This is a genomic window from Candidatus Nanosynbacter sp. TM7-075, from assembly GCF_022828255.1.
Classification (GTDB): Bacteria; Patescibacteriota; Saccharimonadia; order Saccharimonadales; family Saccharimonadaceae; genus Nanosynbacter.
In genome coordinates this window covers 300,020-313,133 of the sequence record NZ_JAJQJW010000002.1, presented here as the reverse complement: position 1 = coordinate 313,133, position 13,114 = coordinate 300,020, and the positions used below count along the sequence as shown (strand labels likewise).

The 13,114-nt window shown below is 39.7% G+C and carries 12 protein-coding genes and 1 pseudogene; 8 read left to right on the top strand and 5 right to left on the bottom strand.

What is annotated here, in order from left to right:
• The first annotated feature begins 28 nt into the window (after positions 1–28).
• The 4 genes from LRM42_RS03150 to LRM42_RS03135 are packed head-to-tail and all read left to right on the top strand — an operon-like array spanning position 29 to position 5,054.
• Positions 29–1,426 carry an O-antigen ligase family protein gene (locus tag LRM42_RS03150; protein WP_243816714.1) on the top strand — a complete coding sequence of 466 codons (1,398 nt, stop codon included), beginning with the start codon at positions 29–31 and terminating at the stop codon, positions 1,424–1,426.
• Complete coding sequence (locus LRM42_RS03145) at positions 1,410–2,831, top strand: sugar transferase (RefSeq protein ID WP_243816713.1); 1,422 nt, start codon at positions 1,410–1,412, stop codon at positions 2,829–2,831. Before LRM42_RS03150 ends, LRM42_RS03145 begins: the two co-directional genes overlap by 17 nt.
• The gene (locus LRM42_RS03140; protein WP_243816712.1) at positions 2,831–3,973 is read left to right on the top strand and encodes a glycosyltransferase; all 1,143 of its coding nucleotides are present in this window, start codon (positions 2,831–2,833) and stop codon (positions 3,971–3,973) included. The genes LRM42_RS03145 and LRM42_RS03140 overlap by 1 nt, the downstream gene beginning before the upstream one ends.
• On the top strand, positions 3,957–5,054 hold the full coding sequence (locus tag LRM42_RS03135) for a glycosyltransferase family 4 protein (protein WP_243816711.1): 1,098 nt from the start codon (positions 3,957–3,959) through the stop codon (positions 5,052–5,054). The genes LRM42_RS03140 and LRM42_RS03135 overlap by 17 nt, the downstream gene beginning before the upstream one ends.
• 2 nt (positions 5,055–5,056) lie before the next feature.
• Here the strand turns inward: LRM42_RS03135 and LRM42_RS03130 are convergent, their stop codons facing one another.
• Entirely contained in the window at positions 5,057–5,494 is a 438-nt protein-coding gene (locus tag LRM42_RS03130) for an adenylyltransferase/cytidyltransferase family protein (RefSeq protein ID WP_243816710.1), read from the bottom strand.
• Positions 5,495–5,541: 47 nt separating this feature from the next.
• Here LRM42_RS03130 and rfbB point away from each other — a divergent pair, with 47 nt between their 5' ends.
• The 3 genes and pseudogenes from rfbB to rfbA all read left to right on the top strand — a co-directional run bounded on the left by rfbB (position 5,542) and on the right by rfbA (position 8,915).
• Positions 5,542–6,555: a dTDP-glucose 4,6-dehydratase gene (rfbB, locus tag LRM42_RS03125; protein ID WP_243816709.1), complete on the top strand. Its 1,014-nt coding sequence runs from the start codon at positions 5,542–5,544 to the stop codon at positions 6,553–6,555.
• A 2-nt stretch (positions 6,556–6,557) separates the two neighbouring features.
• Positions 6,558–7,980, top strand: a pseudogene (locus tag LRM42_RS03990) (sugar nucleotide-binding protein).
• Positions 7,981–8,069: 89 nt separating this feature from the next.
• The gene (rfbA, locus tag LRM42_RS03110; protein WP_243816707.1) at positions 8,070–8,915 is read left to right on the top strand and encodes a glucose-1-phosphate thymidylyltransferase RfbA; all 846 of its coding nucleotides are present in this window, start codon (positions 8,070–8,072) and stop codon (positions 8,913–8,915) included.
• A gap of 131 nt (positions 8,916–9,046) precedes the next feature.
• Here the strand turns inward: rfbA and LRM42_RS03105 are convergent, their stop codons facing one another.
• On the bottom strand, positions 9,047–9,496 hold the full coding sequence (locus tag LRM42_RS03105) for a GtrA family protein (RefSeq protein WP_243816706.1): 450 nt from the start codon (positions 9,494–9,496) through the stop codon (positions 9,047–9,049).
• A gap of 32 nt (positions 9,497–9,528) precedes the next feature.
• On the opposite strand from LRM42_RS03105, the gene LRM42_RS03100 reads away from it, so the two are divergent.
• Complete coding sequence (locus LRM42_RS03100) at positions 9,529–10,485, top strand: glycosyltransferase family 2 protein (protein ID WP_243816705.1); 957 nt, start codon at positions 9,529–9,531, stop codon at positions 10,483–10,485.
• Between the two features lie 9 nt (positions 10,486–10,494).
• On the opposite strand, the gene LRM42_RS03095 is transcribed toward LRM42_RS03100, so the two are convergent.
• The 3 genes from LRM42_RS03095 to LRM42_RS03085 are packed head-to-tail and all read right to left on the bottom strand — an operon-like array spanning position 10,495 to position 13,114.
• Positions 10,495–11,151 carry an HAD family hydrolase gene (locus LRM42_RS03095; RefSeq protein WP_243816704.1) on the bottom strand — a complete coding sequence of 219 codons (657 nt, stop codon included), beginning with the start codon at positions 11,149–11,151 and terminating at the stop codon, positions 10,495–10,497.
• Positions 11,135–12,028 (bottom strand): NAD-dependent epimerase/dehydratase family protein, encoded by an 894-nt coding sequence (locus tag LRM42_RS03090; protein ID WP_243816703.1) that lies wholly within the window; start codon positions 12,026–12,028, stop codon positions 11,135–11,137. Before LRM42_RS03090 ends, LRM42_RS03095 begins: the two co-directional genes overlap by 17 nt.
• Positions 12,029–13,114, bottom strand: coding sequence for an ATP-grasp domain-containing protein (locus LRM42_RS03085; protein WP_129636461.1), 1,086 nt, complete (start codon positions 13,112–13,114; stop codon positions 12,029–12,031).

The following is a 13,114-nucleotide window of genomic DNA, read 5'->3' as shown; positions in this document are numbered from 1 at the left end:
AGTATACACCATACGCTATACTTAAAATATGGCAAAAAAATACATTAACGACGTTCGATTCTGGCTTCTGGCTATTATTATTTTTGGCGGCGGCTTCGCCCTGCATCCCAGTGTCAGCTTATCAATTCTGGATTTCCCGTCACTGCGCGTAGGATTATATCAGATCGCTGCCGTAAGCCTACTGTTATTTTCTTTGCCATTACTACTTAAAAAACGCCAAGAATTATTGAAAAACCGATGGCTAATCGGCGGATTTTTGGCAATTTTTATCGCCATCGTCATCGGCGTATTTTTCGCAGAAGCGCGCCTGCGCACCGCGTTATATTCGTTATCGCTATTATTCTTACTCTCCGTCGGATTATCCGCTAGCTTAATTTACAGCGAATTGTCAAAACCAGAAAAACGTAAACTCATCAACGTCGGATTATGGAGCGGGCTGGTTTTTGGGATTTTAGCGATTATTCAGCTCATCGTCGCCACTTTTGAGCCAACAGGATTTGGTACGCTTTGCGCCGGCTGTAAAGCCGAAGTTTTTGGGTTTCCACGAATCAATTTATTCGCCGCCGAACCGCAATTCTTCGCCAATTCTCTACTTCCAGCATTTTTCCTTGCGCTCTTTCAATCAAAATCTCGCCTAGCCAAATTTAGCCTATTTTTCACGACTCTTGCCATATCTTTAACATTTTCCCGTGGCGGATTTTTGGCAATTTTTATCGCCATCACAGCCTTATTTATAATCGCTTTTGTAAAACGAATTGACGCATCTTTTGTGCGTAAAAAACTTCCAATCATCTTCGCTGGATTATTACTCGGATTCACCTTATTATTCTCGTCAGCCAACATTAGATACGCCAATACACCTTTCATTGCGCACAACACCTTCGTTAGTATGGTTGATCAATTATCTCTCGGGAAAATTAAGATTCCGCAAAAATCCATCGCCAAAAATCCGTCACCAAAACCCGCCGAAAACGTTCCATCAAGCAACAATTCTTTCCAGCCCGCTGGTTTCGTTGAAGCTTCCACCAATGACAGACTCGGAGCCAGTGACTTAGCTATAAAATCCTGGCTGTCATCGCCACGAACATTCTTCTTTGGCGTCGGACTCGGCAACCTTGGAAATTTCATACAAAAACACCTTCATATAAACGTCCCAGCAGACCAAACGGTCTACGTTTTTTACATATTATTGCTTAGCGGAATGGGAATCATCGGGCTATTCACCCTTCTAATTACCCCATTGATAATCATATTTTTCGCCATAAAAAATATCCGTAAAATTAAAGCTCAATTTATCTTATCGCTAACCATCGCGATGTTTGTGCATTTCTGGTTTTTTGGTAGCTTCATAAATACGATTCATTGTTTTGCTATAATCGGCATATTTTTGTATAATTACCCCAGAGATTATGCGGAAAAAGTCTGATTTTTACTTCAAAATTGTTCTAGTCGTCCTTGATATCTTAGCTTTATTGAGTGCATTTACTATTGCCTATATTTTGCGAATTTCCCTAGATCCTAGGCCATTCCATATCAGCATCAATGCTATAGATTTTATCACTTCCATCTTTATGACGTTGCCGTTGTGGATCGTGATGTTCTATTTCTTTGGCTTATACGACCGAGAGATTTACACGCACCCATTGCGAAACTTCGGACGAATACTTTTGGCGTCAATCACTGGAATTATGATTATGATTTCTGTGACGTTCTTTACCAACACTCCGTTATTTCCAGCCAAACTCGTCGCTGGTTATGCCACTGTAATTGGCTTCATCTTACTAATGATTTTCCGCAGCGCTGCCAATATTGTTCGCCTGAAGCTATTAAAGCGCGGTTTGGGTGCGCGTCGTGTTATATTAATTGGCAATTGTGATTTAACTCACGTTTTGGCTGATTTTATAGAGACTAATCCGTTAACTGGCTTTAAGATTAGCGGAATTGTTGCGCAAACCCAGTTCATTCCTATTGAATTAAAAAAGCTTCGACGCTTGTCATTAGAATCGGCGCTCACCAGGGATAAAATTGACGTCATCATCCAAACCGACTCAAAAAACGTTAGCGAACATTATCAAATTGCCCAGAAACATTATCTGGATTTTTATCAAGCACCAGAATTTGACGGAATTATGACCACCAAACACACTATTGATATCATCGACTCCGTGCCGCTAATTCACACTCATCCGACACCGTTAATGGGCTATGGGCGAATTGTTAAGCGGATTATGGACATTGTAGGTGGGACAATTGGAATTATCATCACCTCGCCAATTATGCTTTTGGTGGCAATTGCCGTAAAAATCAGCGACCCGGCGGGACCGATTTTAATGCACGGCAAACAGCAAAAACGCCTCACTCGCTACAATCGACCGTTTAAGGTCTACAAATTCCGCTCGCATTACGCAAAGTTTGATGGCAAAACCGACGAAGAAGTGTTTCGAATGGTCGGTAAGCCCGAACTAATTGAAGAATACCGTAAAAACGGCGACAAACTTGATCATGATTTTCGCGTGACGCCAGTTGGTCGATTTATTCGTCGATTTAGCCTTGATGAATTACCGCAGTTATTCAACGTCGTTAAAGGAGATATCAGCCTGGTCGGACCGCGAGCGCTGGTGCCGCACGAATTAAGCGCCTACGACAAAAAACACGTTTTATTAGCGGTCAAATCAGGACTCACTGGACTGGCTGTAGTATCCGGCCGACGCAGCATCAGCTTTGAAGAACGGCGACGAATTGACTTATATTATGTTCAAAACTGGAGTCTCTGGCTGGACATCACGATTTTATTAAAAACCTGCTTGGTTATTTTCCAGAAAGATAATTGATGAGTAAGCCAAAAATTGTCATAGTTCACGACTGGATTTACGGAGGCGGAGCCGAAAAAGTCGTCTTGGAAATTCACAAATTATACCCAGATGCGCCAATTTACACTTCTTTTTGCAGCGATGAATGGCGAGAAAGATTAGACAACAAAGTCGTTACCGGCTATTTACAACGATGGCCATTTTCAAAAATTCGACGATTACTGCCGCTTCTTAGACAGTGGTGGTTCGCTAAGCTTGATCTTAGTGAATTTGACATTATTATCTCCAGTTCGGGAAATGGCGAGGCAAAATTCGTCCGCAAATCCAGACCAGATCAACTTCATATTTGCTATTGCCACACACCGACGCATTTTTATTGGCGACATTATGACGAATATATCAAACGACCAAGTTTTCGCCCACAATGGCTGGCGCGACTAGGCTTAAAAATCCTAGTCCGACCACTGAAAAAACGAGATTTCAATGCCGCTCAGCAAGTTGATGTTTTTATCGCCAACTCTACGGGAATTCAGGCTGATATTGAAGAGTTTTACCAGCGAAAAAGTACGGTTATTTTTCCGCCAATTGACGTATCGAGCTTCTCGCCACTTGCTAAGAATCGCAAGCAAACGTCCATCCCAAAGAATCCTCGCTGTCTGATTTGGGGGCGAATTGTGCCGATGAAACGACTTGATGTCGCTATTAAGGCTTGTCAGAAACTTGGCTGGCAATTAGATATTATCGGAAAAGGTCCAGACGTTGACAGCCTGAAGAATATCGCCGATAAACATACTAATTTCTTAGGATTCGTTGATAATGCCACGCGAGAAAAATATATTAAAAAAGCAGATTTGTTTATTTTTTGTTCACACGAAGATTTCGGAATTGCGCCAGTCGAAGCGTTGGCATCTGGTATTCCAGTGGTTGCATATGAAGCTGGCGGCGCGCTTGATTATATAAAATCTGAGAAAAATGGTTGGTTCTTTTCTGAGCAAACAGATTCTTCACTGATAGAAACCTTAGAGAAACTCCCAGGGAAAAAAGTTTCACCAACAAGAATCTCAGCCACAGCAAACGAATTTTCAGCTGCAATTTTCCATAAAGCGATAAAAAATATAGTTGATAAATCATGGAAGGAACATTATCGTGAAAATCGTAATTGACGCCCGAACATTAAGGACTAGCACTGGTCGCTACATCGAACGGCTGATTCATTATTTGCAGAAAATTGACAATAAAAACGATTATGTTATCTTACTCAAGCCAAAAGATTTTGATAGTTGGCAGCCGAGCAATCCGCGCTTTAAAAAAGTCGTTTGTCCCTACAAAGAATACACTTTCGCTGAGCAAATCGGCTTTAAAAAACAACTTGAAAGCCTCCATCCAGACTTAGTTCATTTTGCGATGGTTCAGCAGCCTGTTTGGTATAATTCCAGTCCAGTTGTTACTACAATGCAAGATTTGACTACTGTTAGATTCAGGAATCCAGATAAAAATCCTGTCGTTTTCTGGATTAAGCAACAAATTTACAAATGGGTCAATAAAAAAGTTGCCAGAAAATCTTCGCACATCATCACAATTTCTAACTTCGTAAAAAATGATTTGATTAAATTCACCGGCGTAAACCCAGAGAAAATTACTGTAACTTTGGAGTCTGCGGATGAATTACCAAAAGGCAACGAACCTGTTGATGAGTTGATTGGTAAAAAATTCATTATGTATATCGGTAGACCAACGCCACATAAAAACCTTCGACGACTAATTGACGCGTTTGCCTTGTTGCAGAAAAAATATCCAGATTTAACGCTGGCTTTGGCGGGTAAAAAAGATAGTAATTACGCTCGCCACGAGACATATGTAAATGAGCACGGAATTAAAAACGTTGTGTTTACAGGCTTTATATCAGACGAGCAATTGCGCTGGATGTATGAAAATACGGCAGTTTATTGCTTCCCTTCGCTCAGTGAAGGATTTGGTCTGCCAGGGCTAGAGGCAATGCTACACGGCGCGCCAGTCGCTTCGAGTACGGCCACTTGCTTACCAGAAACTCACGGCGATGCTGCTCACTATTTTGATCCTTTCAGCGTCAAGGATATAGCAAAATCAATCGACGACATCTTATCTGACGACAAATTGCGCAATGAACTCATTAAAAAAGGCAAGAAACACGTTAAGATATTTTCATGGCAGCGCATGGCCGAGCAGACTTTGGCTGTATATGAAAAATATGGTCGAAAAAGTTGAGGTTAATTTTCCTGTCCGGTAGCTTGATTAATTCGAGTAGACGAGTCTGCTTTATTTGAGCCGCCAACTCCATAGACCATTTCAATGTTGTACTTTTCGCAAACATCACGCTCTGGAACAACTTCCGGTGCTGACCTATCGCCACCATTTGCAAACACCAATTGACATCCCGGATATTGCCGAGCAATCATTTCTAAGGTTTCCGTAACCGGAGGATTCTCATCAATAGAAAGCATCACCTGATCCACGCCTTTTAATGCTCGCATTAAACGGAGTCGATTTTCTTCATTAAGGATAATTTTTCCTTTTTTTAGCAATTGCTGTTTGTCGTTATTCACCACTACAATCAAATAATCACCCATTTTTGCAGCTGCCTCGATCATATCTAAATGCCCACCGTGTAATGGATTAAAATAGCCGCTAACAATTACAACTTTCATAATATCCTCCTCTATAACTTCTCTATTATACCTGATATACTATACTTATGACAAAGATGCTAGTCACGGGAGGCGCGGGATTCATTGGCTCGAATTTTGTGCATTACACCGTAAAACACAAGCCAGAATATGAAGTCACTGTTATTGACAAATTAACCTACGCCGGAAATCGTGCTAATTTGGAGGCTGTAGCTGACCAAATTACATTCGTAGAAGGCGATATTTGTGACGCCGAATTAATAGACAAATTAGTCGCTGAAAATGACATAGTTGTACACTTCGCCGCCGAAAGTCACAATGATAATTCTTTACGTAATCCATGGCCATTTGTTGAAACAAATATAATTGGCACATATACCATTCTAGAGGCTATTCGAAAACACAATAAGAGATTACACCACATCTCAACTGATGAGGTTTTTGGCGACCTAGAGCTTGATGATCCAAATCGCTTCACAGAAGACACTCCATACAAACCTTCCAGCCCCTACTCTAGTACTAAAGCTTCCAGCGACATGCTAGTTCGTGCCTGGATTCGTAGTTTTGGTATTAAAGCAACTATCTCAAACTGCTCTAACAATTACGGACCATATCAACACATTGAAAAGTTTATTCCGCGTCAGATTACCAATATTTTAAGTGATATCAAGCCAAAACTTTACGGTACCGGCGAACAAGTACGCGACTGGATTCATGTTGATGACCATAACTCAGCGGTTCATTTAATCCTAGAAAAAGGCGTTCTAGGAGAAACCTACATCATTGGCGCGGATAATGATCACGTTAATAATAAGATGGTGATTGAATTGATTTGCGAGCTAATGGGTAAAGGTAAATATTGGTACGAACATGTCAACGATCGTCCAGGTCACGATATGCGCTACGCAATGGATTCCAGCAAGTTACGCCGCGAGTTAGGATGGCAACCGCAATACACAGATAATAAAACCGGCATGCACGATGGATTAATGCAAACTATTAACTGGTATCGCGAACACGAAGACTGGTGGCGCGCCCAAAAAGACGCCGTTGAAGCAGCTTATGCAAAACAAGGACAATAATTATGTTTGACCCAACTGACTACAATGAACTTACAGTCACTGAATCGTCAATTCCAGGGTTATTTGTCATCAAATTACCCGTACATGGCGACAATCGCGGCTGGTTCAAAGAGAATTATCAAAAAGAAAAAATGGAAGCCTTAGGTTTGCCATCGTTCAATATCGTACAAAACAATATCAGCTTCAATGACAAAACTGGCGCCACACGCGGTCTTCATGCTGAGCCTTGGAACAAATTCATTTCAACAGCCAATGGGCGTGTTTTTGGGGCTTGGTGTGACCTTCGTAAAGGAGATAGCTTCGGCCGAGTTTTCACTCACGAGATTAATCCGGGTACGGCAATTTTCGTTCCTAAGGGTGTAGCTAACGGCTATCAAACACTTGATGATAATGTCGCCTACACATATCTAGTTGACGCTCATTGGTTCCCGGATACTAAATATACTTTTGTTAATTTATTTGATCCAGAACTAAAAATCAACTGGCCAATTGATAAAGATCAAGCAATTATTTCTGAAAAAGATGCCGCACATCCACTATTAAGTAATGTAATTCCTATGGAGGTATAAAATTATGGACGATAATAAAATTTTCATTATTGGTGCTAACGGACAACTAGGATTAGCCCTACAAAGACAATATCCTAACGCCAAATCTGCTGACATTGACACTCTTGATATCACAGACTTAGAGTCAGTTGAGTCTTTCGACTGGTCCAACATTGATATTGTACTTAACGCTGCTGCCTTTACTAATGTCGATGGAGCAGAAACCGAAGAAGGTCGCGTAGCGTCTTGGAAGGTTAATGCGTCTGCGGTGTCTAACCTTACTCGAGTATGCCGAAAATATGATATGACAATGGTTCACATTTCCAGCGATTACGTATTCGACGGAACCCAAAAACCCCACACAGAGGACGAGCCACTTAGTCCGCTTAGTGTCTATGGTCAGAGTAAGGCTGCGGGAGATCTATTAGTTGAACAATTAGACCGCTTCTATCTACTTCGATCCACATGGGTAATTGGTGAAGGCAAAAATTTTGTTCGCACCATGCTAGGATTGGCGGAAAAAAACATCTCGCCAACCGTTGTTAATGACCAAATAGGTCGCTTAACGTTCACTAGTGAGCTAGTGCGTATTATAGATCATTTATTGTCAACTAAGGCTCCATTCGGAACTTACAATGCAACGAATGACGGACCACTCGCTTCTTGGGCAGACATTACTAGAAAAATATTTGAATTATCTAATCATAAAGACTTAATCGTTTCTAATACAACTACCGCAGAATATTTTGCCAACAAGCCTGGAGTTGCGCCACGACCGCTCAATAGTGATATGAGTCTAGATAAACTACACTCTACAGGATTTCAAAGCCGTAACTGGGAGGAAGACTTAAGGCAATACATCTCAAACAACGCCTAAAAAATACAACCTCCATTAATCTCAAAACCGTTTAACCTTGATACTGTCGAACCATAGATATATAATCATACAACACAAAGGAGAATATGATGAAGGGAATAATTTTAGCGGGTGGATCAGGCACGCGTCTATGGCCAATTACAAAAGCCATAAGTAAACAGTTGATGCCCATTTATGACAAACCGATGATTTACTATCCGCTAACCACGTTAATGCAAGCAGGAATTCGTGATATTTTAATAATCACTACTCCAGACGATCAAAACGGCTTCAAAAAACTTCTTGGCGATGGATCACAGTGGGGCATAAATTTAGAATACGCTGTTCAACCTACACCAGACGGTCTAGCACAAGCTTTTATTATCGGCGAAAACTTTATCGGCAATGATAAAGTGGCATTAATACTTGGCGACAACATATTCTACGGAGCCGCCCTTGATAATTCATTACAAGAATGCACAGACCCCGACGGTGGCATTGTATTTGCATATAAAGTGCTTGATCCCGAACGCTATGGAGTGGTTGAATTTAACGGGAATAATCAAGCTGTTTCCATCGAGGAAAAACCAGTGCATCCAAAATCCCACTTCGCAGTTGTCGGCTTATATTTTTATGACAATGACGTAGTAGATATTGCTAAAAATGTAAAGCCATCCGACCGAGGAGAACTGGAAATAACATCCGTAAACGCTGAATATCTAAATCGCAAAAAACTCAAAGTACAGACTTTAGACAACGGTGATGTATGGCTTGATACTGGCACAATAAATAGCTTAACCGATGCCGAAGATTTTGTACGTGTAATCCAAACAAGGACTGGACAAATAGTCGGATCACCCGAAGCAACTGCCTTTCAAAACGGTTGGATTTCCAAGGAGCAGTTAGAAATACTTGCCGAACCATTAAAAAAATCTGGATACGGCAAATATCTATAAACTCCTACAAGCACTGACTACATCGTTCGTAGACAATCCGTCCACAGTCACAACCACAACTCTGTCATAGCCGAGGGTGTTATATACAGTATTCTTAATTAAATCATCCCTGGTTAAAATAAGCCATTTTTTTATTCCACATTTTTATTATTATCCTTTGAAAAAATAAATAAATTAAAAACCAGAAAGTTCCAAATTGCAAATACTGCAGTCACTATAACTTTCGCCCATTGGATATCCAGTATGTTAGAGTTTACTAATGTAGCAATAATTACTGAAGTTGCCACCATATTAAAAATACTAAGTAATGTATAGAGAATAATTTGCGATCTTAAAGAAAATCTATCATATTGACTATGATTAAAAACTTTCTTACGATTCGCAGGAAAGTTAAAAACAAATCCCGACAAAAAGCCGATGCCACTAGCCAAAAAAGCCGGCAAATGTATATTGTGATATAAAATATACGATATTGACGCATCTATTAGCAGTGTAATACCACCTACGGCAAGAAATAAAAAGATTTTTAAAAATATACCATTTTTCATATTATCTTTATTAAGAATATCATATTCGTTCATAATGTATATATGATTGTAGTATAATTGATTACATGTACAGAAAACTAGAGACCGCAGTTGTTATACCTTGTTATAACGAAGAGAAAATGATTACTCAAACAATAAAGAAAATACCAGAATACATAGATCACATTATAGCCGTTAATGATGCTAGCACTGATAACACTATTGGAGTCTTGAACAAACTAAAAAAACAATATAGCAAGCTTATCATTGTTGACAATAAGGTAAATCAAGGCGTCGGAGGAGCTCTTATCGCTGGATATGATTATGCGATAAAAAATACTAAAGCAACAGCTATCGGTATAGTCGCAGGAGATGATCAGTTTGATTCATCATATCTAAAGGCAATGCTGGATGACTTCATAGATCAATCAGCAGACTACGTAAAAGCAAGTAGATTTTTCCATCGAGAAGCCTTCAAGACTATGCCAAAATATCGCCAATTTGGAAACATATTCATATCTCTACTCACCAAATTTTCTACTGGGTATTATTCTATTACAGACATCACTAACGGGTGTGGTTGGCTACGTCGTGAAATAATCGAAAAAATCGATTTTTCTATAGTAGAAAAACGTTATGATTACGAAACTAGTATGCTGACTGCTCTGTCTATAGCTAACGCTAAAGTTATTGATCATGCCGTGCCAGCACATTACGGCGACGAAAAATCAACCATCAAGCTAATCCCGACAGCCTGGAGAAATCTAAAGGCTGTATGGAAAGGATTCTGGCGCAGGATTTATTACAAATATGTATTATATGGTTTTCATCCCGTAGCACTATTCTTATTTACAGGTATGTTTTTCTTAATAATATCGCTATTATTGGCTATATTTTTGTTATATGTTAAGTTATTTGCCCACCAGTCACCGACCGCAGGCAGCGTAATGTTAGCTGTACTACCGTTTATACTAGGAATACAGTTAACGTTGACAGCCCTTACAATCGACGTATCCAACGAAAATAATAATTTTAAGAAATAGATTACCAGATTAAAGATTAATGTTAGATACGTCACCAATACCGTCAACTAAATAGTCTGGCTCCATTGATTTCAAGAATTCCTTACTACGAATTCCACTCAAAAGAGCAATACTGGTCGCATTGAGCTGCTGAGCCGCAGCAACATCAGCTTCAGTATCTCCAACAATAATAGAGTCTTCAGGATTATCTATTGTTTGCTTAATTATATCTGCCTTTTTTAATAATGTACCTTCTTTTGTGTCACTATGCCCTGATAAAATTTTTTCAAAAAAGCGCCCAATCCCCAACTTTTCAATCTGCTTATCTAGAGCGTCTGAATTTCGCCTTAAACTAAGTAGATATAGCTTATTATCATTCGAGGATAGCTTTTTTAGCGCAGACAAGCTATCTACAAAAAGCTCATCTCTATACAACTCCTCCAATGATTCTATGCGATCAATAAATAATTTGAGATAATCATCCCTATTATTTACCTCAAGCCCACTTATCAACAATAATTCATTCCAGGAAATATTATCACGTTTCAATTCCCAATATTTCTTCTGATCAAGAGGTGTGCCGCCCATTTTTTCGACACACTTCTTATATACTCTATAATGACGAGGAGCAATATCGACCAAAGTACCGTCAAAATCTATAAATATATTTCTATTTGCAATTTTCATAGAGATCACCCATCTCCTTAATTTTATCTGGAAAGAACACTTTAGGATGATAATCAAGTAGACTCTCTGCCTTTGATATATCAATCACTATATCGCAACCACCGCTATCGGACATAATATTTATACTGCTACTCGATCGCATACTTTTAATAATTGACTCCGCTGTTTCTTTAATAGAGACTCCTCTACCCGTCCCAATATTGATTACCCCAGCGCCCGCCGAATTAACTGCACATATAATACTACTAGCTACATCGTCAATATGCACATAGTCGCGAAGAACTAGTGGACCATTGATAGTCAGATTACCTCCAGACTTAGCCGCCCTAATGAAGTTAGGGATAGCCCTAGCAATTGGGTCATATCCGCCATACATTATTGAAAATCGCAGAATGGTAAGCTCTTTGTTATTTTTTTGCGCAAATGATTGAGCAATTACTTCGCTAGCTATCTTAGTGGAACTATAATATGAACTACCAGACACAACATTATCTTCCGTAATTGGACCACTAATTTTTGTTTTATCATAAGCTTCTACAGTGCTGCCGATAATAATCTTTTTTGCCTTTTTACCAAAATACGTTAGAAGATTAATAATCCCATCTATATTGCCTTCTTTACACTTCTCTAAACTATCTTCAATAGTTTTTTTTGGCACAAAAGCCGCCAAATGAACTATAGCGTCAAACTCTTTATCAGCCAATACATCAGCAGCTATCTTTGAGCTCTCCTTACTAGACAGGTCGCATTCAACCCACTTAACATCATCATAATCAATATTAGATCTGCCTAAACAAATTATCTCCCAGCTGGCAGGCGCCATTTCCAAAAAACGCCTGCCAACAAAACCAGATGCACCAGTAACGAGAATTTTCACCTATGATATTTCCTTAAGGATACGATCACGCTGAGCAACACTCTCTTCTACAACTCCCATATCCGACAAAACTGGTCGGAAGTCCATTCCTCGAATCCATACTAGACCGTCTGGTAGAGGATTAGTGTTATTATCAATCGCAGGAATCTCTTCGCCATAGCCAAGCTTAACAAACATTTCAGGCATATTAAGACCCGCTTGTGTAAAGAATTCGTGAGTTGTAAAGAATCGGCCAATATTAATTTCTGTTGGATTCGGTACACCATTTTTGTCGTAAGCCATATCCACACCAAATAGACCATCCGGCCTACTATCAACAGCCAACACAGCCCTACGAGCAATATCATCAAGTTCGGCATCCGAATAAGTTAATCCCGTTCCAGTAGCGCCGGTGACACCTGATGGAGAAATTTTTGACAACTCCCAATATAAGCGCTTGCGTCCCTGGGCAACAACTAACTCGCCATCTTTCCATAACGACATCCAAGTAACCGTCTCTGGTTCAAGCAATTCTGATACTGTAAAATTACCAGACCACGAGCCATTTTTCTCTTGGAAATCTAACCAGTTCTTAGCAGTCTTAACATCGTGAACTGGAAGAGATCCACGACCGCCGGCTCCTGATATTGCGCGAATCCACATAGACCCACCCATCTCTTCTAATAGAGCATCTAAATCAGTATCTTTACCTTCAATTAGTTTAGTCTTAGGAACTTTAATACCGGCCTTTTCCCATAGTTTAAACGACTCAAACTTATCTTGAAGGATCTTAACGGTTTCTTTGGCTGGAAAGAATGTTTTGGCTTTAATTTTCTCTCGATTCTCGCTCAAAAACCCAACCTCAACATCGTTTTGCGCGTGTACAAACTCAATATTTTCCTTCTCTATAATGTAATTCAAAAAATCAATGTACTTTGGGTCGTTTGCCAACGGTGCTAGATATTTAACATCAACTTCAGCACGCTGTAAATAATATTTATCAGCATCTGTGCCAACAATGTAATATTCTTCATCCGCAGCTCTAAGGGATCGAATAAAGTTTGCAGAAGGTGATCCACCAGCACCTGTTACTAAAATTCTTTTCAT